The organism is Planctopirus hydrillae (genome assembly GCF_001707835.1).
Classification (GTDB): Bacteria; Planctomycetota; Planctomycetia; order Planctomycetales; family Planctomycetaceae; genus Planctopirus; species Planctopirus hydrillae.
In genome coordinates, this window is record NZ_LYDR01000152.1 from 195240 (window position 1) to 217627 (window position 22388).

17 protein-coding genes and 1 riboswitch are annotated in these 22388 nt (G+C 53.6%); of the genes, 6 read left to right on the forward strand and 11 right to left on the reverse strand.

Translation table 11 applies throughout. The annotated features are described in order from the left end of the window. Nucleotides 1-333: 333 nt before the first annotated feature. The 9 genes from A6X21_RS19820 to A6X21_RS19860 form a co-directional block, all read right to left on the reverse strand. Entirely contained in the window at nucleotides 334-1431 is a 1098-nt protein-coding gene (locus A6X21_RS19820) for an isoaspartyl peptidase/L-asparaginase family protein (RefSeq protein ID WP_083233798.1), read from the reverse strand. Between the two features lie 369 nt (nucleotides 1432-1800). Continuing rightward, nucleotides 1801-2142: a hypothetical protein gene (locus tag A6X21_RS19825; RefSeq protein WP_068851641.1), complete on the reverse strand. Its 342-nt coding sequence runs from the start codon at nucleotides 2140-2142 to the stop codon at nucleotides 1801-1803. Between the two features lie 253 nt (nucleotides 2143-2395). Further along, complete coding sequence (locus A6X21_RS19830) at nucleotides 2396-3157, reverse strand: hypothetical protein (RefSeq protein WP_068851644.1); 762 nt, start codon at nucleotides 3155-3157, stop codon at nucleotides 2396-2398. A 190-nt stretch (nucleotides 3158-3347) separates the two neighbouring features. Further along, the gene (locus tag A6X21_RS19835) at nucleotides 3348-4028 is read right to left on the reverse strand and encodes a methyltransferase family protein (protein ID WP_068851647.1); all 681 of its coding nucleotides are present in this window, start codon (nucleotides 4026-4028) and stop codon (nucleotides 3348-3350) included. A 97-nt stretch (nucleotides 4029-4125) separates the two neighbouring features. Further along, on the reverse strand, nucleotides 4126-5274 hold the full coding sequence (locus tag A6X21_RS19840) for a M56 family metallopeptidase (protein WP_068851650.1): 1149 nt from the start codon (nucleotides 5272-5274) through the stop codon (nucleotides 4126-4128). Continuing rightward, entirely contained in the window at nucleotides 5271-5642 is a 372-nt protein-coding gene (locus A6X21_RS19845) for a BlaI/MecI/CopY family transcriptional regulator (protein ID WP_068851653.1), read from the reverse strand. The genes A6X21_RS19840 and A6X21_RS19845 overlap by 4 nt, the downstream gene beginning before the upstream one ends. 190 nt (nucleotides 5643-5832) lie before the next feature. Next, nucleotides 5833-6591, reverse strand: a complete 759-nt coding sequence (locus A6X21_RS19850) for a DUF1559 domain-containing protein (RefSeq protein ID WP_110766497.1) — start codon at nucleotides 6589-6591, stop codon at nucleotides 5833-5835. Between the two features lie 331 nt (nucleotides 6592-6922). Further along, nucleotides 6923-9229 carry a DUF1559 family PulG-like putative transporter gene (locus A6X21_RS19855; RefSeq protein ID WP_068851660.1) on the reverse strand — a complete coding sequence of 769 codons (2307 nt, stop codon included), beginning with the start codon at nucleotides 9227-9229 and terminating at the stop codon, nucleotides 6923-6925. Between the two features lie 1011 nt (nucleotides 9230-10240). Continuing rightward, nucleotides 10241-12523 (reverse strand): efflux RND transporter permease subunit, encoded by a 2283-nt coding sequence (locus A6X21_RS19860; RefSeq protein ID WP_068852295.1) that lies wholly within the window; start codon nucleotides 12521-12523, stop codon nucleotides 10241-10243. A 617-nt stretch (nucleotides 12524-13140) separates the two neighbouring features. Next, nucleotides 13141-13325: riboswitch (cobalamin riboswitch) on the forward strand. Nucleotides 13326-13514: 189 nt separating this feature from the next. On the opposite strand from A6X21_RS19860, the gene A6X21_RS19865 reads away from it, so the two are divergent. From A6X21_RS19865 to A6X21_RS19900, 6 genes are all read left to right on the forward strand, one after another. Continuing rightward, the gene (locus A6X21_RS19865; RefSeq protein WP_068851663.1) at nucleotides 13515-14075 is read left to right on the forward strand and encodes a DUF6580 family putative transport protein; all 561 of its coding nucleotides are present in this window, start codon (nucleotides 13515-13517) and stop codon (nucleotides 14073-14075) included. A 3-nt stretch (nucleotides 14076-14078) separates the two neighbouring features. After that, entirely contained in the window at nucleotides 14079-15140 is a 1062-nt protein-coding gene (gene cobT, locus A6X21_RS19870; RefSeq protein WP_205847505.1) for a nicotinate-nucleotide--dimethylbenzimidazole phosphoribosyltransferase, read from the forward strand. A gap of 1408 nt (nucleotides 15141-16548) precedes the next feature. Next, nucleotides 16549-16902: a hypothetical protein gene (locus A6X21_RS19885; RefSeq protein WP_068851671.1), complete on the forward strand. Its 354-nt coding sequence runs from the start codon at nucleotides 16549-16551 to the stop codon at nucleotides 16900-16902. A 415-nt stretch (nucleotides 16903-17317) separates the two neighbouring features. Then, on the forward strand, nucleotides 17318-17800 hold the full coding sequence (locus A6X21_RS19890; RefSeq protein WP_068851674.1) for an EVE domain-containing protein: 483 nt from the start codon (nucleotides 17318-17320) through the stop codon (nucleotides 17798-17800). Next, a complete protein-coding gene (locus A6X21_RS19895) occupies nucleotides 17797-18939 on the forward strand; it encodes a lysylphosphatidylglycerol synthase transmembrane domain-containing protein (protein WP_068851677.1) in 1143 nt (380 codons plus the stop codon). Before A6X21_RS19890 ends, A6X21_RS19895 begins: the two co-directional genes overlap by 4 nt. 133 nt (nucleotides 18940-19072) lie before the next feature. After that, nucleotides 19073-20377, forward strand: coding sequence for a hypothetical protein (locus tag A6X21_RS19900; RefSeq protein ID WP_131818459.1), 1305 nt, complete (start codon nucleotides 19073-19075; stop codon nucleotides 20375-20377). Between the two features lie 331 nt (nucleotides 20378-20708). Here the strand turns inward: A6X21_RS19900 and A6X21_RS24440 are convergent, their stop codons facing one another. Continuing rightward, the gene (locus A6X21_RS24440; protein WP_131818460.1) at nucleotides 20709-21026 is read right to left on the reverse strand and encodes a hypothetical protein; all 318 of its coding nucleotides are present in this window, start codon (nucleotides 21024-21026) and stop codon (nucleotides 20709-20711) included. A gap of 899 nt (nucleotides 21027-21925) precedes the next feature. Next, nucleotides 21926-22258 carry a hypothetical protein gene (locus tag A6X21_RS19915; RefSeq protein ID WP_068851689.1) on the reverse strand — a complete coding sequence of 111 codons (333 nt, stop codon included), beginning with the start codon at nucleotides 22256-22258 and terminating at the stop codon, nucleotides 21926-21928. Nucleotides 22259-22388 lie beyond the last annotated feature (130 nt).

Consider the following 22388-nt stretch of genomic DNA (forward strand, 5'->3'; position numbering starts at 1 on the left):
TCTAGAACGCCTTCCGGGTCAATCAAGTGCAGGTCAACAGGTGAAAGCCATCCGCTGGCTCAGAGTTCTCGATTGTGATCTCAAGTGTGATCTCAATCGAGGATTCCACTGCCCGGAAAATCGCGTTCAATAACTGTGGTTCATCCAGATGTAACGATCTCTTGAAGTCTAAACCTGAAGATGGCCAAGTTCAATTCGTGAATTCTCACGCAATGGCCAATTCTTCAAATCCATCCTCGTACGATCCATACAGCTTTCCCGACAGTCAGAAAGCCATGCAACGTGCTGAATGTGAGCCGACTTCTCACTTTCCAGTCCGTTATTCCCAGTCCGTTATTCCTCGTACAGGCGTGTGAAGATCTCACCCTTGGAATTGATCCAGCCGCGATACAGGCCCTCGCAATTGCGAGAGGTTGTCCATTGACCCTGACTGTTGAGCACAATGGCCGCACCTTCTCCGCCTGCTGCCTTCAACTGGCGATTGATCACTTCCTGAGCCGCCTGCTGCACGTTGAGACCGCGATACTTGATCTGCGAAACGATCTCTTTCGAGACTCCATAGCGAATAAAAAATTCTCCATGACCGGTGCAGGAAACCGCTGCAGCGCCATCCTCGGCGTATGTCCCCGCACCAATGATCGGCGAATCTCCCACGCGGCCGAACATTTTGTTGGTCATTCCGCCGGTCGATGTTCCCGCCGCTAACTGACCCTGGCTGTTGCGAGCCACCGCCCCGACTGTTCCAAAATAGGTGCTCGACTTGGGCTCGAGATCCGCTTTGCCGCCGTTTTTCTTTTCTTCAGCCCACACCCGGCTGATGTCTTTCCACCGGCTCTCTGTCCAGAAGTAGGCAGGATCGACAATCTCCAGGCCCTGCTGTGTCGAAAAGACTTCCGCACCCCGGCCAATCATCATCACATGCTTTGATTTTTCCATCACGGCCCGAGCAGCGGAGATCGGATTCCGCACAATCGTCACACTGGCGACGGCTCCGGCTCGCTTGGTCGTCCCCTCCATAATCGAAGCATCAAGTTCATTACGACCTTCGTGAGTAAAGACCGCCCCTCGACCGGCATTGAAGTGCGGGTCATCCTCCAGCACTCGAATCGCGGCTTCCACGCCATCCAGAGGGAGTGCGTTGGGCTCTTTCAGCCGTTTGGCTCCTGCTTCCAGAGCGGCCTTCAGCCCGGCTCGAATCTTTTTCTCCAGCTCGGGAGTCATGTCCTTTTTGTCAACGCCCGTGCCGCCATGCACACCCAGCACCACATCTTCGATTATCAGATCACTGCCGACGTTATCCAATTGGATCTCCTGTCCCCGGACCACCCTCAACCCGAATTCGCTGCACCCCGCCAGCACACCCAGCACCAGGCACCATTTGAGCCAGACGCGTCGAATACAGTTCCCACCACCAGCATGTGATCGCCGCATCGTCAATGACTCCATTTGAAGGCTGAACCTGGATTCGCTGCACCACTCCGCCCTGGCGGCAGCAGCCAGGGCCTCTTTCTCACGATTTGAACTATCGCAAAAATCGCCAGGAAATTCATCAACCCACTGTGAATTGAGCCCATGGGCCCTACCAGCGAGCCGGAAGCGTCAGGGACGGGCATTCAGTAGGGTCCGCTGTGCGAACCATAACCCGCTGGGGGTCACAGGTTGCTCGTCCTGATCGACCTTCGTGCCGGAAACAGACGAGGTTCGTTACCCGAAGAACACCTCTGCAAATGCCCTCCTGCAGAGTCACTACCACGATAGAACACAGTATTTCAACCGAAGCCACCCTGCGAAACAATACGACTAATGATCGAAACGATCATCTTTCTTCAAGGCGCCAAGAAACTCTTCCCAGCACTCGACTACTCCATCAAACAATTCATCTGGTAAGTCCGTAGTACTGCGATTCTCCTTGAATCCCTCGAACGCTGATGAACAATTTCGGTAGAATGCTTCAAAACGATCTTTGTCAAGCTCGTCGAGTGCAATGAATTCAAAACCCTGTCGCAATGGCGAATATGCTTCCTCAAGAATCCCTTGTTCGGAATTGTTAAGTCGTTGCCATGTGAATTCGACGATTATGTGAAATGCGACTGATCCAGATATCCAAATATCTTTTTCAGTAATATGAATTGTGCCTGCCATTTTTCACTCCACGACTAACGCTCTTGATTAGAGACTTTTGGTAACCGAGGCAGGAGCCCTCTACTGGCTTGCCCAGCAGTGCCACCCCGCTGCGCGAATTGGTGCATTGGCATGCACACTACTTTTGACGATGTTGCTTGTGGTGTTGCACGGAAGATGGTCCGCACAGCGGAGCCTACGGTGCTGGGCGTCAGGAAGGCAGGCGGGAGCCTGCCCTACATTACTACATTACATATTACTATAAATCCGCCATTCAGTCTTCAATGGCCTTCTTGGACTCATGCTCTCTCAGCAGCTTGAGCAACTGCTGGCGCTCCTCGGGAGTCAGGAAAGACTCCCCGCGACTGTAGCCACCTCGTCGCGGCTGACGATCCACTGGTGGCTGGCTTTGATCCACAGGCTCGGGCCTGGTTCGTTGATTTTCAGGAACTGCCAATATCAGCGCACCGTTTGGAAATAGACCCTGCAAAGCGCGCCCCGGCTGCTCTTTACCTGCGGTCGGAGAGGTGAACACCGGAAAAAATAATCCCGGGATCATCGTCGGCTCATGATCCAGGGGACAACCCCGCAGAAATTCTGGAATCTCAACTCGCGATTCCTTTGTGTTCTCCTCTATCTCTTCCGGCATAGGCTTCGACATCCCCGCCTGATGAGGATGCAGCCATTTGCGATAAGCCTTGATGACCTCGTCTTTCAGCCCAAAGCGACGTTCCAGAGTCTGCCATTTCACTCGTGCCAAGCGGTCAAATTCAGAACACGTCGGATAATGGTTGATTTCACAACAGACGCGATTCATCTCGCGCAGCAACTCCTCATCGGTGTAAATTTTCGGCATCGGAGCGCGGGGCTTCAGACCGGCATAGCGTTTCAGATGGCTCCACGATTGCCAGTGCGCGAAGACTTTGGTGGTCGAAATCCCCGTCTCGCGCGTAAACCGCTGCAGAGAGATCTCCGGCCCCAGACGCTCAACCAGTTCTCGCAGACTTTTCAAGATCTCGGCAGCTTTTGGCTTCACAGCGATCTCAGGCCTCAAAAAGTCCTTTTGAGGGTGCCGCTGGCGATTTCCGCAAAGCCACTCACTCGACGACACCCTCTCATAGTACCAGACCCTGTTGCGCGCCGTTCACCATTTTCCATTTATTTAAAAAAGCAAGGCAGGTTCCGGCCTGCCTTCTTTAGTGAATCACTCATCTTTCAAGTCGCGTTTACCAGAACGTGAAAAATTCAGGCAAGGCGTGGGTTTCATGAAGATCGGCAACGATATGTACGATTGCCGCCAGTGCGACAAACCAGAAGGTGTCGACAATATTCTTTCTCATGACCCGCGGGATCATTGTATAGGATTGTGGTTCCTCATAGGTGGAAAGCCTGGGCCAGAATGCGGGAACGCGCCGGCAATACTCCTGGTAATCCTCGTGATGTGCAGCCGAGAGTCGCTTCTCTTCGCAACTGATAATCCAAGGGTAATACAGCGAGAAAAAGAGGAGCATCATCAGTGGAAGCAGGATTGTCTCCGAGCACAGACCAATGCCGATCATACCAATCGCGCTGAAGAAATAGAGAGGATTGCGGCAGATCGAGTAGGGGCCGGACTGAATCAGGACTCTCGTCTTGTATCCCGAAATGAACAGATTACTCCAGGTACGACCCAGCATACCAATAGCGGCCATACAGATCCCGATGAAGAAGAAAAGTTCGCGCATGACACCATGTAGCGGCCAGGCACTTCCCGTGGCGAATAAGGCCGTCATGGCGAAGAGACCGAAAACAATCGTCAAGGGGCGACGTCGTCGCTCGAAGTCGCCGACTGTCAGGTATTCACTGGCCACATGGCCAATATCGGGAAGGGCTTGGAAGGGAATGTTTGTCGTTTCCAGTGTTCTCATCGGGCAGATCCATTGCCAGGTACGGGGTCGTATTGTTGTCTCTACTAAGCTTCTAGTAATTCCGTGAACGAAGAAGTGTTTTTAAGGGTCAGAGTTATTAATAAGGGGATCGCGACGAAGCCTGAGGCTGGCTGGACTCCAGCGACAGTTCATGCAGGCGAGTCGATCGGTCGTAGGGTTCATAATCCCGGGCGGAGATATCAATCGTCCGCAGAACAGCGGCTGACCATCCAGGCCACGGAGACCATGCCATTCGTGATGAAGCCAGTGCATCGACGGGCAACCAGAAAGACCACGTGATCATGGCCATGGCTGTCATCAGATGGAACGGCCACCACCTGGCCCGTTGATCTGGCGGCGACCAATCTGCTGTCGACTCAAAGCGGGCCAGTATTCTTCGCCCCCGCAGCGCCATCATGCTGCTACCGCTGCCGAAGTATAGAGCCGATCCTTCTGGTTCTTTATGAAATCCCCGTTCTGCCACAGCGAGTAAGGTTTTGAGATATCCCACAACTTCATACCGGGCAGAAATGGCCGCATCATCGCAGGCATATTCGCGAGCCAGCATTGATTGGCGAGAAGCCCACCAGATCGCCGGATGAAACCAGAATAAGGTCATGACCAGGCGCTCAATAAATAACTGCAGCGGATGACCACTGCGTAAATGGGAGAGTTCGTGGCGGGCGATGAAAGTGATTTCGTCTTGAGGCAGGCTCAGTAAGTATTCTGGCATTACGAGAACTGGTGCATGCCATTGATAGCAGAACGGGCTGTTGAAACGCTGGCTGATCAACAGTTGAATCGAAGCATTCGGTTGCAGGAATGTGCTGGTCAGGTGGCTGCTCTGGTCGTTAAAGACCAGCTTCACTTCGCTCTCTGTCGCCGGCCGGCACGACTTGAGAAACCTGGCCACTGTGATCCACTCCGAGGCGAGCATGATCAGCGATAGCAGTATTCCTGTCGCCCAGATGACGAGAGCCAGTTGACCCAGTGATTGTTCAACAGAGACCAGTTGCTGCAAGGCTTCCGGGCTCATGATCTGCCAGGGGTTCGTCAGCACACGCAAATGGGGGAGTAGCAGACCACAACCAGTGAGCAATAGAAGCAGGAGATGACAATAACTCCAGAGTTTATATTGTGCCTGCGGCCACCGGGAAACACGACAAAGCCAGTCAGTAATACCGACAAGTACTGTGGCCTGAATGGAAAGCGAGACGAGAAATTCCAGAAATTGGGCTGAGTTCATGATCTCTTTTCCAGCCTGGAGATGGCCTTTTTAATCTCAGCCAGGTCTTCTGTCGAAACTTTTTCATTCTGAATTAAATTGAGAACCAATGATTTGACAGACAATTTGGAAAGCTGCTGTTGGAGTTGGCCCAGCATCGTCTGGCAGACTTCTTCTCTGGAGACGATTGGCTCATAAACGAAGGCCCGGCCGACCTTGACCTTCCTTAAAGCCCCACGCTTTAACTCCAGTGTCTTCAGGACAGTCATCACTGTCGTATATGCCAAAGGGCGATGCAGTGAATCACAGACATCCTGGACGCTGGCCTGCCCGCGATCCCAGACGATATCCATAATCTCCATTTCACCGCGCGTCAGATAGACAGTCATAAAGTCTCCGCTCCCCGCCTGTTGATTCGTATCTATATTGCCCGAAGCCAACAGGTGAGTACTTCTAAATACGTTATTCGAATTCCAATGAGAAATTGCGATCTGTGTGCCATGCTTGCAGCTTTGGGCAAGCATGTGTTTGCGATCTTCAACTCGCTATTTCAAGTTGCGATGCGTATGGAGGAGCTACTTACTCGAAACGTCGCGCCATTTGCTGATAAACCGCCTGATCAATCGAATTCGAGAGGCCGCGGACGTGACCGTCTCCGAACAGAAAGTGACTTAGCCCTGCATGGCGGCTGCTGAACTCACATTCATCACAGGTCTGGCAATTGGGCTGTTGCAGAGCACTTCCCAAAATCCGGCATTCCGCATCTTCATCGCGGCGATCAAAACCAATCCATGTCGTATCAAACATAGAAACAGAGCGCTCACCGACGATCATCACTTGGCTCAGGCCACGGGTTAACTCAGATAAGCGGACAGGGCGTCCGTTGATAAAGGTACCGTCTCCAGGTGGTGTGGGATGAATTTCATCCGCTTCAGAAGTTCCATAAACGCCGAGATAACTGGCGTGGGGCAATATGAGAAAAGGTGTGAGAGTTCCAGGTTCATAGAGCTCAAAGACCGGTGGTGCCACGTCTGAAGGGCAGGTCAAGAGCGGTAGCACGATCGATCGGGCCTGCTCATTGGCGGCATCGCTCAATCCGACCTGCCGCTGGATGACTACGGATGTGGCCTGCTGCTCGACAAATGGCAATAGGGCAGCCGCCCAGCCATAAGCCGTTTTTCCACGAGAGTCTGTCAGCCAGGCGGGAGGAAGACAGGCATATGTCTCGTGGTATTGATGCAGCCCCAGCCCGATCTGACGAAGATGACTTGTACATTCCATGCGCCGGGCAGACTCCCGCACTGCCATCACGGCTGGTAAGAGCAGTGCGGTTAACACGGAGAGAATTCCGCTAGTGACCAGCAGCTCAAGAATGGTCAGCCCAGTGCGTCCTGACAGCCCAGAGCGTTCTGACGCGGGAATGCAGCAGCGGCTGGGGCGTAATGTCCTGATGAGGAATCCTTTCCTGATAAGGTCATGAGCAAAATGGCCAAAAGCCAGTTCGCGGGCGGAAAATACTAAAGTTGTAGTATTTTCGTCAAGCCGTTTTTGCCGAAGTCACGGGCTGTCCAGCAGGAGACTGGATTCAGGACTTTGTGAAAGCCCCTGTCCTTTAAGCCTGCGGCGTTGCCAATCGTTGAGTTGTTGGCGGCTTTTCTGAGCGGAACGGCTATTTGCCGTCGTTGTGTCTTAAGAGGTTGAGCAGTGTTTTGGTATCGACGGAAGCGGGAATCATTCGCAGCGAACCATCACCATTCAGAGCAAGAATCCCTTTCTCGCTGATCTGCCCCAGTGATTTCAGGGGTTCCTCGGGGTCGATGGGTAATCCGCCGGGTTTCGTCCAGATGTCGGCTTTATCCGCGCCAGCCTGAACGACAATCACCGTATTGGAAAGACCATCAGTAAAGTCTCGAAGACGGGGTGCATTCGCTGCATCAAAGGGCAGTCCCGCTCCTTCCAACAAGTGCACTGAGGTCTTGTTGGCTTCGGTCACACCGGGTGTCTTATAAACGATGGGCATTTTCTCAGCCAGTTTGAGATTGTGCGGACTATCCCAGGGCTCATTGAGATGGAACTGATTATAGAGTTCATGTTCGCCTACGAAGGGCAGGATATGGACACGCCAGCTCAAGGCTTTAGAATCATCTGGATTAGTAGTTCGAGACGAAGAAGGAAAGAAACCAAAGTTATCATGTGAAATGTGAAATGCTAAACCAATCTGTTTGAGATGATTTCGCTGTTTTGTGGCGTTGGCAGCGGCAACCGCCTGCCGAATCGCTGGATCGAAGTAGTCGGGCAGTCTTTCGATCCCTTGAGGAGCCACCAGTGACGTCGTGATTTTATTGCCGACCTGTTCCACTTTCAGTCCTTTGGCCAGACTGGTCAGCATTTTCTGATCATCCGCATTGGGGATATCGGTTGCCAATGCCGGGAGAAGAGTCTGGACAAGCTGCATCTGATTTTTCAATTCGGCAGCTTTCGTAGCAGCCACTTTAGCGCTCACACAGGTTCCGGTCGATACGAGGATCTTGTCTCCGGGGTTAAGATTCGTAAGTCGCAAGCTCTGCGTGAGCACCTGATAATCGAGTAACTCCTGCAGTTGTTGCATCTGTCCTACCAGTTGCTTGAGCAGCGGTTTCTGAGCCTGCAGGCTGACCACCATGGAGAAATCGGCACCCGGATCCAATTGCGCCACCAGAGGGGATGGCTTGATGGTGGTGATAGTGTTCCCCTTCAGCCTCGCCTCCAGATCCGCAATCGACCCTAGTACAAATGTGGTGGGAGCATAGGGCGTGGTAGGCCATAAGCCGACTCCACGGGTACAGTAGATAGTATGCCTTCCAACAGTCAGCTTTTCGTCGAAAAACGCCTCGATTCGGGACATCTCAAACGGTTCTTTAAGATTGATGACGACCGTTGGACTTATGACGACCGTTGGCAGTAACCGAAAATTTGGCCGAGATTTGCCGAAAACCTCCATATCAACAGGTTCGCCTCCCGAAGGCGTGATGAAAGCGGCTAGATCCTTCCCGGATACCTTTGCAGAAAGTTTCTTAACGCTGGCATCTGCCAATACTATATAGAGACCAGCTTCGGGAATTGGGCCGAGCGATCCTTTCGGATTTTTGGGATCGAACGGCAACCCACCCGGCTTTGTCCATTCGACCGCTGTCGATGGATCAGCTTGAACGGCCATGATCGTATTGGCGGTTCCATCGCTGATATCACCCATGGCTGTGCCACGCTTTGCATCGTCTGGGAAGATAGTTCCAGGGCCGGTGATCACATGGATCGAAGTCTTACCAGTCACTTTGACACCAGGCGACTTGTAGAAATGCGGCATCTTGGAGATCAGCTTTTTATTATGTTCGCTATCCCAGGGTTCGTTCAGCCGGAATTGTTTATAGAGCGTGTTTTCATCCAGATAAGGAAGGAGGTGCACCCGCCAGCTTAAACCTGTCTGGCGACCTTCTCCATCGCCATTGGCGCGGGGAAATCGGCCGTTTTGCTCATGGTAGTTATGTGCTGCAAGGCTAATATTCAAAAGATTATTATGTGGATCCGGTGCATATTGAGTTGCCGCTCCGCTGAGGGGCGTTTCCAATCCGAAATCGTTCGCGATCGCATTAATGAAGTTCTGATCGAGGGCGACGACAATCCGATCAATCTTGCTGAAATCTTCGATCGTGAATGGAAGTGGACCGAAATCAGCCTCATCGAAGGCTCCGAGTTCTTTCGCAAGTTGTACTGGTTTCCAGTGATAGAGCTGACTGACTTTGATTGACGCAATGGCGACTGATTTTTCCGGAAGATATTTCGCTTCCGGGAGAGGGTCAGCCGCCAGAACTGAGCCGGTGATCAGCGACAGCATGGCAAGTAAAGAGAGTCGCCAACCCCAGAAGCATGACCTCTGGATTGTATGACCAGACGAGCCGATTGGATTCAATCGAGCGATCACGAAAGATAATAAGGGCATCACTCACCTCGAAAGCTGTACTAGCTCTGCAAAGAAATGAAACGGAAATGTTCCCGATCAGTCCCTGTCTGTGGAGATGGTGCCAACTCGATGGCTTCAGAGGGATGGAAAAGGTACTGCCGAGAATCGTTCCGCGCCGACATCAGAAGATCAAGTCGCTGCAGATCAATTTTTCAAGAACTAAGGCACGGCGTCTTTCACTCGGGAATGGTTTGAGCATCGTAGGGTCTGCTGTGCGGGCCATATTCCGCTGGTCCGCTTAGCGGGCCCTGCGAGAAATAATGATCATTCCGTCGCTTACGCTTCCGGCTCGTTTTTTTGGGGTGGGGGTGGTGGGTTGGGTTGTGGGGGGGCAGGCGGGAGTCTGCCCTACTGGCGGGGGAGTGGGTTCGATTTCTGGGGTTTAATATCGGTAGGTGTTTGATGTTTTTGGGAGGAGCACTGCTGGACGAGCCAGCAGTGGCACACGTTGAAATGGCGGGAGCGACTTGGAGGATCTCTGGTTCTATTTATGACGATGCGAGATGGGGGTGAGTGATCGTTTTTTTTGAGTGTCCGTCGCTTACGCTTCCGGCTCGTTTTTTGGGGGTGGGTTGTGGGTTGGCAGGCGGGAGCCTGCCCTACGCTTGGACAGATGTGTAGAATACAGCAGGAAGATGGTGCATTGCATCGGACTTCATGCACCCTACTGGGATTCCCTACGGTCTATGTTCTACAGGGTAGCGGGTTATGGTTCGCATAGGGGGCCCTGTGAGAAATAATGATCATTCCGTCGCTTACGCTTCCGGCTCGTTTTTTGGGGTGGGGATAGCGGGTTGGGTTGTGGGGTGGCAGGCGGGAGCCTGCCCTATGCTTCGCTTGGAATATTTTTATAGAAGATGGTGGGTTGCGCAAAGCCTTAACCCACCCTACGGGTTAATACTACGGGATAATACTGTCTACTCGCCGTATACGATATAGCAGCGGGTTATGGTCCGCATAGCGGACCCTACGGGAATTGATATATCCCCGCTAGTTCAGGAACGAGCTGTCGGCGCGGCGTGGGGCTTTTGCTCCTCGGCTGATGTGCCCGATGTGTGGTGCCGGGAGGCGATGGATCTGCGGCTCGATCTCATCGTGTGCTGCGTCGGCGGGGGGCGTGGAGTTCTCTGATGACTCTTCTGCCGCCAGAGAAGTCGTCGTTGCCTGGCGTTTTTCTGGCAGGCAGCAGAGAAGGGCTGGGAGAAAGACCAGTTCCCCCAGAATCGAAGCTATCATCTGGGCCGACATGAGACAGCCAAAGCGAGCGGTCGGTGCAAAGCTGCTCAGGCAGAGTGCCAGCATCCCTGTGCTTGAAATCAACGTCGAATCGAGCATCGGTTCGCCGGAATGCTGCAGGGCAGAGCGTACGGCTTCAGAAGGAGTCGCTCCGAGCTTAACCGCCTGGTTGTACTGCACCATAAAGTGGAACGTACAATCGACCGAAATGCCCAGGGCAATACTCCCTGTCATCATCATACCAATATCGACCGGCATCCCGAAAAAGCCCACCGAGCCGAAGACCAGCCAGATGGGGACAATATTCGGCACCATCGCAATCAGGGTGCCGACAAAGGATCGCAGCGAGATCAGGAAGACCAGGCTGATGGTCAGGACGGCTGCGGTAAAGCTTTCCCAGAAGCCATTAAAGATCTCTTTCTGGGCACTATCCAATAGTGGAGTCATCCCCGTGAAATGAACAGGAAAGCTCGCCGTCTTCTGTTGAATGCTATGCAGCACACGGTCGGCACCTCCGCCGGCAATCGCATTGTCTTCCACTCGAATCGAAACTCGCCACAATTGCTGGTCAGCAGCAATCAGGCCGTCTTCACCCTGATAGCTGCGCGCTGTGGAAAACATCCGGGCTGTCGCGAGAGCTCCATCTGGAAGTTCATTGGGGAAGAATGTCGCCAGACTCAACACATGGCGCACACCTGGCTGTTGCCGCAGGACGGCTTCCAGCTCTCGGACAATCTGCAGTTGATCGACGAAGGTGAGATTTTTCCCGGTAAAGTCGACCACCCCTTCAATCGAATCGACGTTGGTCAGCTTCTTTTCCACGCGTCCGAGATCGACCAGCACCTGGCTGTCCCGGGGCAGGAAGTCTACCGGATCGACATCGGGCCGCAGACGGACAATCCCGACCATCGCGACACACAGCATGACGGTTGCGACTGCCAGAATGCCATGTCGATGCCGATTGACGAAGTGCCCCCACCAGTTGAAATCGACGTGATGGATGCGAAACGATTTCACAGCACAGTCCGGCCAGACCATCAGGAGAGCCGGTGTCAGCCCCAGGCCGACAACCATCGCGACCACAGCACCAGTCGCTGCTGCATAGCCGAATTGCGCCACAGGCAGAATACTGCTGACATTTAGCGAAACCAGGCCCAGCAATGTGGTCAGAGTCGAGAGAAAGCATGGGTTAAACGAGGCCTTAAAGGCATGGTCGAGTGGCTTAGGCTCACCCGAGGCAACTGCATCGCTGTAGTAGCTCACGAAGTGCACTGCAATCGACAGCGTAAAGATCATCACGAGGACGGAGAGTGAACCGAGAATAAAGTTCATCTCGCCGCCACACCAGGCGATGATCGACTGAGTCAGGAAAATCCCCCATAAGGTGACTCCCAGAATTCCCAGAGACAAATTCCAATGCCTCAGCGAGAAGTAAAGTAACCCCAGGCAGATCGCTAACGTAATCGCAAAGAACTTACGGCCAGATTTCGCATTACCGAGAGTATCCAGCTCGGTCACAATGACAGGAGCCCCCGTGAGTGCCACATGTGCCGAATTGAGCTGGCAATACTTAAGAACTTCGCGAACCTGGGCCACTGTGCCCGCGCGGTCTTTTGTCCCGGCTTCGGAAAGGACCGCCGAGAGCCCGACCATATCTTTATCAGGGTTGGTCAATAAGCCTTCGAGCCGGGCATGAGCCTCTTCGGGAGACACTCCCAAAGCTTCCATGCGATAAGCCAGTCGTCCCGGCGTCCAGCAGGAGCGAATGCCTGGCAAACGCTCTAATCGACCCGCCAGTGCTTCAATCGCATCGTTCGAAAGTTCTTTGGCGCTGGCACCGATCAGAATGACTTCTTCAGCACCGAAGTCGAGCTTGAACTGTTCGTAGATCTGGCGGACGCCGGTATCCCGGGGCATCCAGGTTTCGATATCGTTATTCGACTTGATCGATTCGGCCTGATACCAGAACAGGGGCAATGTGAGCGCAACGAACCACAACATGTGTTTGTAGTAGCGAGCATACAGGGTCGAAATCATGGGCCAGCCATTCCCTGCGAAAAGCAGATGTGGCATCACACAGGGTTGCTGCCACCGCTCGTCTCGTGAACTTCACATGATTGAAAGTCGTTTGAAGGCATCAGGCGGGGTGTGATTGACTGAAACGTGACGCTGGAAAGTTTTCAGGGGCACCGCCTGCGTATGCAGTGTGCAGTCTCTTCTTCCGGGGTGGCCGAATTCACACCCAAATGAAAATCTGCGAGTGCCTGATTGATCCATGCATAACGCTTGTCAGGTCGAACAACCGCTTGACGATTCACTGCGAATCTTCCGCTGAACTTCTCAGGAAGGTTGATTCGCTACGACATTCATCCGTGTTGCTTTCGGCATTTGTCGCAGCACTTTACGAGAGTCGTCCCCTGGGTCGTCATGATCGGAGAGAGTCCAACATCTTACTCAGGCTGAAAAGTTTGCCTGGCTCTTGCAGGCCGAATTGGCCCGGAGAAACGTGAGGCTTTTATGGGCTGAAGAAATCGGAAAACCTGCGGATCATGGCGAAAAACTGATTCAGGAACGAGACAGTGGCATCCGCGCCGGCAGATCGTTACTCTCCGGCGTATCAGGTTCCGGTTCCGAGGAAACCTCATGAGATGAGACACATCCCGTGAGGTTTTCGAAGAGGTAAGAGGGAAGTCGGCGAAATTCCGACACAGGGCCGCTGCTGTGATCAGCTATTGATCTGTTCATAATGTCACTGCCCACGGATGATCACTCCGGGGTGGGAAGACGAACAGATCCTCATGCTGTCAGTCAGAAGACCTGCCAGAACTTTGCTGATCGGTGTCTCGGACACAGGCTGCTGATCGGAGTGAGTTGAAGTCAACATCTTGAGAGTTCCCCATTGCTGGAGTCAGATCTTTTGATCCGACTGTTTGCAATACAGGGATCTCAAGTATGACTCTCTTTGCGCTTCGATCGACCACCTGCACGAGACTTGGTTGTGCCCTCGTCCTGAATGCTGGTGGAAGTTATGAGCGATCATCAATCGGTGGTGAAATCTGAGTCGTCACAGCAAGTCCGTCTCATTGCGATGTGTGCACTGGTCTTGCTGGCCATTCTGGCCCGGTTTATCCCACATCCGCCTAACTTTTCACCCGTGGGAGCAGTCGCCCTCTTCAGTGGTGCGTTTCTGACTCAAAGGTGGTTTGCACTCCTGATTCCCATCGCGATTCTCACCATCTCGGATGCCTTCATCGGCTTCCACGCTCTGGTCCCTGTGGTCTACGGCTGCTTTCTTATCAATGTGCTGATTGGCCGCTGGGTCGGTGGACATTCCAACCCGTTGGTGCTCGCGGGTGCCGCTTTAGCAGGTTCCATCCAGTTCTTTCTGATTACGAATCTGGCGAACTGGTGGGCCTATTATCCGCATACACGAGAAGGGTTCCTGGAGAACTACATTCTGGCGATACCTTACTTCCAGAATTCGGTCATGAGTGATCTGCTCTTCACCACTGTCCTCTTTGGTGGCTGGCATTTCGCTGAGTCTGTCGTGGCTGGCTGGAACAATTCGCGCCGTACGACGGAAGTCTAGGAATTGTCGCAAGATCATCAGCCTCAACCGCTCACGAATCTGGCGATTCGTGAGCATCTTGCCAGTCTGGCCAAACCGCCGGGAAGTTTGGGCCGACTCGAAGATCTTGCCTGCGAACTCTGCCGCATTCAGCAGACATTGCGACCCGTCTCTTTGCCACGCAAACTTGTTGTGTTCGGCGGAGACCACGCTGTGATCTCCGAAGGTGTGACCGCCTGGCCCGGCGAGATCACGCAAATCATGCTCGATACCATCGCCCAGGGGAAAGCCGCTTCGAGCGCTCTGGCCATGGCGACAACGACCTCTCTGGAAGTGTTTGATGTCGGCTCCTTTCGTGGAGGAGTTTTGCCAAATCGAGGTTCGTCCGCAGTGCGTCGAGATTTCTGGATGCTGCCTGGGGCGCGCAACCTGGCTCGACAACCGGCGATGACTGTCGATGAACTCGAACAGGGACTGACCGCAGGACGAAAGATTGCGAGGGAAGTGGCCGCTCAAGGTTTTCGAGTTGTGGCCGGTGGTGAAATGGGGATTGGCAACACCACTTCCGCCACTTGCATTACGAGCCTGATTTGTGACGAAAGTGGAGCACTTGTGGTGGGTCGCGGAGCCGGCGCTGACGACGAAACACTTCAGAGAAAAACTCAAGTCGTCACTCAGGCTGTCGAGCGGGCGCGACAGCATGGGACGGGTCAACTTCGGAAACAGCTTGCCGAAGTGGCTGGTGTCGAACTGGCAGCTCTGGCAGGCTTTTTTGCCGAGTCGACACAACTGGGACTGGTTGTGATTCTCGATGGATTTATTGCCACTGCAGCGGCTCTTATGGCCGAAGTTCTCTGGCCGGAGAGTCGTCGCAACTGGATTGCCGCTCATTGTTCGACAGAACCAGGTCATGCCATTGCACTTGAGTTTTTGCAGCTTGATCCTTTTCTCAATTGGCAGATGCGACTGGGTGAAGGGACAGGAGCTTTGCTGCTGATGCCTATGCTCGATGCTGCCTGTGCCATCCTCTCCGAGATGACCACGATTGCCCAGTTGCAGACAGAGTTAGTTCAGACCAAGGCGTAGGGAGCCGGTGGACCGCGTGGCTGGGGTCAAACGTCCTTATCTGCCCCCAGGTTATTAGGCTCTGATTGTTAAAAGCATACATGCTTGAAAGTGGGGACTAATGCCGCGGATGCGTGCGTGCGGGTGGCATTCTCGAACTGGGGGCAGATGAAAAGAACCGATCTCTCCCACCCAATCGGGCAAAACCTTGGTCAACACTGCGCAAATCAACACTGTGTAAATCAACACTGTGTAAAGAAGTAGAAAAGACCCTCACCCGGCGCTGTCCCGGCAGACGGCGAAGGTTCCAGAGGGGATGCTGGCAAGATCAACTGATGGGAATGAGGGAGCATATTCGCGTCAGTGGTTAATCATGGAGATCTTCCTGGTGAACTCGCCGGCTTCGCGTGAGGTCACTTTTAGCTGATTGGTTCACCACGAAGGGCACGAAGAACACGAAGGAAATTCAGAGTCAAATTGTGGTGAGTTGCAGAAAGTATCGCACGAAGTCAAATCAAGACGTGAAAGTAGCGGAAAAGGCCCTCACCCTGCGCTGTCCCGGCAGACGGGGCGAGGGTTCCAGAGGGGTATGCTGGCAAGATCAACTGAAGGAAATGGGGGAGCAAATTCGCGTCAGTGGTTAATCATGGAGATCTTCCTGGTGAACTCGCCCACTTCGCGTGAGGTCACTTTTAGCTGATTGGTTCACCACGAAGGGCACGAAGAACACGAAGGAAATTCAGAGTCAAATTGTGGTGAGTTGCAGAAAGTATCGCACGAAGTCAAATCAAGACGTGAAAGTAGCGGAAAAGAGTTTCCAGAGGGGCATGCGCATGACGCGGCTTCTTGTCGTTGTGTCGAACACAACGACCCGTGTAGGCAAGTTGGGTAGGAGTTGGCCGGGCCTGCCTTGGGTGCAAGTTTTGTGAAATGGACAGCAGCTCTGGGCGGGCATGCGATCACTTTTGTCTCATACGGTATGTTGCGGTGTTCTGATTTATGGACGCTGAGAGACGGGCCGATCGGCAGATTTCTGAAAAATGAGTTGTTGAATTTACAAAGGGGAATGGTTGAGGCCCGTGTGGGCTGAATGATTGCCGGGTGTTTGGGATAGCCAGGTGATTCGGATATTCAGGGAGACGAATTGGCGACATCAAATCGAGGACATTGCGGGTCATTGTGACGGCAGGCGGCTTTCATGCGAATGGAGGCGGCCACCTGATCACGGCCCATCATATCATGAGATCACAATGGTATGGGATCTGCTGTAATGTTTTGAAGAGGGAATTGACACAGCGGGTGTCAGCCCGTCTAATGCCTGTGCCGTGAGATGCGGCAAGAGTTGTTTCCGCGTTCGGTGGAGATCAGGTGTTCCTGGTTTTCACTCCTGCCCCCATGCCCGGGAAATTCGTACGAGAGGAAAGCATCAATGCGTTTGACTTGGATTTCGCTAGCCTGCTGTACCGCAATCGCCGCTTTGGTCTCCGGCAATTCGGCTGAAGCTCGCCCGCCCTACCTTGCCGCTTTCAAGGAAACGTATGCCAATCTGGCCGATAAGGCAGCCGAATCGAAGTGCATGGTCTGCCACTTCGGTGAGAGCAAAAAGAACAAAAACGACTACGGAAAAGCGATGACCACAGCTCTCGGAGCTACCAACGTGAAGGACACCGAGGCAATCAAGGCCGCTTTGAAGAAGGTCGAATCCGAGAAGAGCTCTACAGAAGGCAAGACCTTTGGCGATCTCATTAAGGCTGGTGAACTCCCAGGCAAGAATCCTGCGTAATTGTTCACGGATCGACCAGCCGCATCTGTGCAATTCCTCAGGTGCATTGTGGTAATCCACGAATACTCATCTATTCAGAGGGCGTCCATATTTCATGGTCGCCCTTTTTCGTTGGTGCTGTCAGGCATGCTTGCCCAGAACTGCAAGCATGGCACAGAGTGGGGCGTGCCATCCGTTATCATAATAAAATACCGGAAAGACCCTCACCCTGCCCTTTCCCACGCAGACGTGGGCGAGGGTTCCAGAGGCACAAAGAGCCACCTTAAAGAAGAAATTCTCGCTCTGGCTGGCCAGACTTTTCGTTGAAAGTCTTTTCACAGATTCGTACTCAAGCTACCTTCACTGCTCGTCATGGAAGTGAGACCTGCAGGCCATTTCCTTTGTTTTCGTTTCTAATTCATCGATGAGCCACGTTATGGCAGATCCGGTTCGCTACTGGCTCTTTAAATCTGAGCCCAGCGCATTTTCGATTGATGATCTGGCGGCGTCTCCCGGGCAGACAGCCCTGTGGGATGGCGTCCGGAATTATCAGGCGAGAAATTTTCTGCGTGATGATGTGCAGACAGGCGATCTGGTCTTCTTTTACCACAGCCGGGAAGAGCCGCTGGGAATTGTGGGAACCATGCAGGTGGTGCGGGCCGGTTACGCCGATCCGACGCAATTCAACCCCGACAGCAAATATTACGATGCCAAAAGCCCGCCCGATGCTCCCCGCTGGATTGGCGTCGATGTCCAACTGAAGCAGAAGTTTCCTGCCGTCGTCACTCGCGATCAACTGGCCTCCCATACCAAGACAGCCAGTATGCTGGTGATGAAACGTGGCATGAGATTATCAATTCAACCTGTCACTCGAAGTGAATGGTTACAGGTGCATCAACTGGCAGGAGTTCGCCAGTGAGTGTTCTGTCTTATCTGCCCATCCAGTGGTTCAAATCTAATTGGTTCTGGCTGAAGTGGCTCCTGGCTGCGGCTCTCATGTCATGGCTGGTTTCTTCCAACTGGAAGAATCTGGCGAACCTGAGTGAACGGCAAATTCGCTGGGATTTCTTCGCACTGGCTTTTGCCACCTGTTTAATCGGTGTCATCCTGACGTTCTTCCGCTGGTACCTGCTGGTGCGAGCTGTGGATCTCCCGATGACACTCAAAGAAGCGTTTCGTCTGGGGTCATTAGGGCTCATGTGCAACTACATTGGGCCGGGTGCCGTGGGTGGCGATCTCATCAAGGGGATGATTCTTGCCAAAGGGCATCCTGAACGTCGGGCGGCAGCGGCAGCTTCTGTGATCTATGACCGTGTTCTGGGCCTGGTGGCACTGGTCATCGTGGGTGCTGCTGCAGCACTTCTGCCGACCACGTTGCCCTTCAACGCCCAGTTACAACTCATCATGACGTTAACGTGGGTGGCAGCCGGTGCCGGGATTCTTGGCCTGGTGGTGATTCAATCTCCTTTTCTTCATCGCTATCACTGGGATCGACTTTTCAGCCGCTTTCCGGTGGGTGGCAAGCTGGCCCATCAGTTGTTTCAGGCAGCGACGCTCTACAAAGACCGGACTTCGATCATTGTCGCCTGTATCGGAATCAGCATTTTCGGGCATCTTTTCATGCTGTTTTCCTTTTACCTGTGTGCAGAAACCATTCGCGGGAATGATCCCATCCCGGATCTTGTCGCTCACTTACGATTTATCCCCGCTGCGGAAGTCTTTGGTGTACTGATTCCGACACCGGGAGGGATGGGCGCACTGGAAGGAGCGATCAAAGCGTTTTACTCGCTGACGGTCGATCCGAATGATGCTGCTGCCGTTGCCCGTGCAGCCGGTAATGGACTGCTGATGGCGATTACCAGCCGCGTGATCCAGGTGGCGATTTCGGCCATTGGCTTAATCTATTATTTTGCGGCACGTCGCGAGTTCGAGGCTCTACCCTCTTTGGATGAAAACCCGGATTCTGTCACAGAAAGTCCGCATGATCCCCACCAGAAGGTCATTTCCTCAATCCTGACCGATCCCCCCTCGTTGACAGAGCCAGCAGCACCACGCTAGAACGGAGATTCGAAAATTGCGGTCTCAGCGGAGTCTGGGGCGTTGGTAGGAGTTACCGACAGGCGGCTTGCGTCATGGAATCGGGAGGACGCACCCCTTTGCCGTTCGCGATTTCCAGATCCGGGATCGCACCATGAAGACGTATTTCAAGCTCTCGAGCAGCACCATGGCTTGGCTGTTGGCATTTGCCGCCAGCTTTGGCAGCACAGCCAGCCCTCTCCTTGCCGGTGAATTCTACGCGAACTATCGCACCAGCTATGCCCCCAGCTACTATTCCACTCCCACGGGTGGCGGCTGGGCGACCTATTACTTTCCTGCCGGCCAAAGCACTGTTGCGAGCGGGCAAAGCTCGGTTGTTACCAGTGGCTACGCATGGACGGGGAACTCCTGTAACAGTTGTCAGACCGCCAGCTACGCCGTCTCTTCGTGCGACTCCTGCAACCCCTGTGGATGTAATCCGTGTGGGAGCGGCAGTTGTGGGACTGCCTGCACAGGTGGTAACTGTGCGAATGGAAACTGCATGACGAATATGGCTCCTTCCGGAACGCCGACACCCATCGCAGAACCCACACCTCCGCGCAGTAATCCCACAACGACTCCACGCAATAATCCACCAGAGACCTTTGAGCCGATTCCTTCGCGAAATCCCTATACACCGCCACCACGCAATACCTTCGACGAGCCGGAAATCACACCGGTCACACCGCGTGAATCGACACCTCCTCGAACAACCCCTGAACGCGACGGATTTACTCCGCGGAACACAGGGAGCGAAGCACCGATGTTCGATGCACCCGCGACCACCAATCCCATCAATCCATCCTCTCCCGGCCGAAGCTCACTTCCTGCCGGGCGAGACCCGATGATTGACCCCATGGGCAGGGAACCGTTCACGCCCAGCCGATCGAATACGCCAGCCGGTAGTGGCGCAAGTTCCGCTCCCCTCGATAACTCGGCAACCCCGATGCCGCCGATGAGAAGGCCTGCACCGACGACAGAACCTGCTGGTGGCTCGACGGAGTTTGGGGGTTCCTTCCGACCCAGTTACGAAACACCTGCGGCAACCCCAGCCGATGCAGCGGGCGACAAGACCGGGAAGAATCCCGCCAAGTCCAATAAGGTCGAGGCCCCGGCGGATGCTGCTCAGCCTGATGCAGCCAGTCCTGACGCGACCAAGCCAGGTTCAAACGACAGTTCGATGAAGGTTCCTGCACCGATTGATTTCACGCCGATCTCGCCAACGGAAAAACCGGCTGCCAAGGCCCTGCAGCTTGATGAGCGGTTTATTGCCCAAAGTGAGGTTTCGTTCCAGAGAAAGCCCGTGGCCATCAAGCGAACGTTGCCTGCTCTCGTCCGCACTGTCCTTCGCCCACAGACCGACTGGGAACGCAATCTCGAGCCACAGATCAGCCTCGCCTCTTCATTGGTGGCTAAATAGCGAGTAATGGCCAAGTAACGATCGGTGGCAATGTCACGCAGTGCAGCCTGTAATCACGGGCTGCGTGCCATGCTAACGGCCCTGCGCTATGTATTTCGCAAATCTGTGACCCAAGGGTGGCCCGGCCAACTCGTGCCCAGCTTGCTTACACAGGTCGTTGTGCAAAGCCACAACGACAAGAGGCCGCGCCACGCGCATGCCCCTCTGGAACCCTCGCCCACGTCTGCGTGGGAGAAGGCAGGGTGGGGGTCTTCTTCCCGTCTCATTGCGCCGACAGGTGGCACGCCCCGGGCGCCCTGCTAATCAAAACAGTGCGGGAAGGGCGTGGTCTTTACCGGGGTAGCAAAGGTCGGATGTCGTCATCCGCCCCGCGGTCAAACGAAATCCACAGCGCAAAAGCATCCGGCACACGCTTGACGGACTTTCGACATGTTCGCCATGAACAATCCACGTTCGTGACCTCGGGGCAAACAAAGACGTTTGACTCCAGCCACCCGGTCGTGACGAATGTCGAGGTTTCGTCGCCGGAATCACGGTAAACGGTGGCGGTGAGGGTGAGGTTGCCGGAGGCGGGTTTTAGAAGGGGGACCAGGGGGAAGCTGGCGGAGGGTGTGGCGGGGTTGGGGGTATCGACAGTTCGTGTGGTCATGGGAGGGGCTTTCGGGAAAGGGGTGCAGGAAGGGATGAAAGAGACGCGGTTGCGGTTAGGGATGGGTTTGGTTCGAGGTGGATGGGGGAGGGAATTGTGAAGAACGAAAGGGAACGGGGAGGGGAAAAGAAACCGGCCGCCAGGAATGACGGCCGGGGTTGAAGGGATGGGGATGGGTCAGGAAGAAATTCGGCGTTGGTTTGAACTGGGTACAGGCGGAGTCTATGTTTCAGCAGCGCATGAGAGAGGTAGTTTCAATCAAGCGGAAAACTCTCGTGCCGCTGTCACACAGGTAGCTCGAAGACGAGCAACCTGTGCCATTCAGTCATATGCCGTAACTCACGATTTGTCAGGCCTGTCGGCATCAGTCAACAGTGGTCTCAATTCAAACATCCCTGGAATTTCGTTCCAACCACCAAAGGCTTCGTTACCCTCCTTAACGATTATTACAAGCGTGGGGCCAAATCGCGATCTTGGCTTAATTGACACTAACGCCAACTTCTCACCAGACTCCGACGTAACTCTGATATCTCCATCAAACCAAGCATGTCTAATATCGTAAACATAAACCCTGCTCGATGCTTTTGGCCCTATACTTCCGTGTGTGCTAAGTTCTTGAAACCAGTGATTTTTACCGAACAACGCAATTCTCGCAGGTGAGCGAGGACCATGAATTGTATCATCCTGCAATATCATAACAAGCTTGTTGGTATCAACCGGATTGATGGATCGGTGGAGGTACACACCGAAGGCTATGATAGCCGTCACAAAAACAAGAGCAATGCAGACATTTCTCATTGTAGGCACCAACAGGGGCGTGAAGTTAGTTATCGACGGATTTGACGTACCTTAGGTAGAAAGGCACAAACACATTAGAATGCAGATAGTTCCGTGCCGTTCTAGTTTTTCCTTAACCAGGCCGCCGCGCCTCCATCCAAACCTGCAGGGCACTTTTTGCAGTGAGATAGATCGCGGCCAGTCTCGTTTGCCATCTCGTACCATACATCACTCCCAGCCTCTGCTTTGAGTATTGAGCAAAGCGTGTCTTTTGAAGCGGTCATAGACATGTCAAAAATAGTGGCATAAACTTCAAACCCCAGGACGTAACCAGCCCGATCCCATGTCTTGTCAAGCCCTTGTTCTCTGGTTGGACCGACAAGTTGTGCTGTTTCCCCGGCAGAAAACGCTGTGGCATACGTATAATCATGAGGTTTTATCCACAAACCATACATTATATTTCCAATAAAGTGGTCATGAACACATCGGCCACATACTTGGTATGTCCCTTCACAACCTTTTGTAGGGCACATTTTCTTGATGCCATTTTCGACAAAAGTACTGCTTGAAAGATTTTCCCAGTCT

Bases quoted from the DNA above. Each gene is read 5' to 3' on its own strand.
- A6X21_RS19840 (WP_068851650.1), bottom strand. From the start codon at position 5,274: ATGAACTCAGCCCAATTTCTGGAATTTCTCGTCTCGCTTTCCATTCAG.
- A6X21_RS19900 (WP_131818459.1), top strand. From the start codon at position 19,073: ATGAAGACGTATTTCAAGCTCTCGAGCAGCACCATGGCTTGGCTGTTG.
- A6X21_RS19820 (WP_083233798.1), bottom strand. From the start codon at position 1,431: ATGCGGCGATCACATGCTGGTGGTGGGAACTGTATTCGACGCGTCTGG.
- A6X21_RS19885 (WP_068851671.1), top strand. From the start codon at position 16,549: ATGCGTTTGACTTGGATTTCGCTAGCCTGCTGTACCGCAATCGCCGCT.
- A6X21_RS19860 (WP_068852295.1), bottom strand. From the start codon at position 12,523: ATGATTTCGACCCTGTATGCTCGCTACTACAAACACATGTTGTGGTTC.
- A6X21_RS19865 (WP_068851663.1), top strand. From the start codon at position 13,515: ATGAGCGATCATCAATCGGTGGTGAAATCTGAGTCGTCACAGCAAGTC.
- A6X21_RS19855 (WP_068851660.1), bottom strand. From the start codon at position 9,229: ATGCCCTTATTATCTTTCGTGATCGCTCGATTGAATCCAATCGGCTCG.
- A6X21_RS19825 (WP_068851641.1), bottom strand. From the start codon at position 2,142: ATGGCAGGCACAATTCATATTACTGAAAAAGATATTTGGATATCTGGA.
- A6X21_RS24440 (WP_131818460.1), bottom strand. From the start codon at position 21,026: ATGACCACACGAACTGTCGATACCCCCAACCCCGCCACACCCTCCGCC.
- A6X21_RS19915 (WP_068851689.1), bottom strand. From the start codon at position 22,258: ATGTATGGTTTGTGGATAAAACCTCATGATTATACGTATGCCACAGCG.
- A6X21_RS19845 (WP_068851653.1), bottom strand. From the start codon at position 5,642: ATGACTGTCTATCTGACGCGCGGTGAAATGGAGATTATGGATATCGTC.
- A6X21_RS19835 (WP_068851647.1), bottom strand. From the start codon at position 4,028: ATGAGAACACTGGAAACGACAAACATTCCCTTCCAAGCCCTTCCCGAT.
- A6X21_RS19890 (WP_068851674.1), top strand. From the start codon at position 17,318: ATGGCAGATCCGGTTCGCTACTGGCTCTTTAAATCTGAGCCCAGCGCA.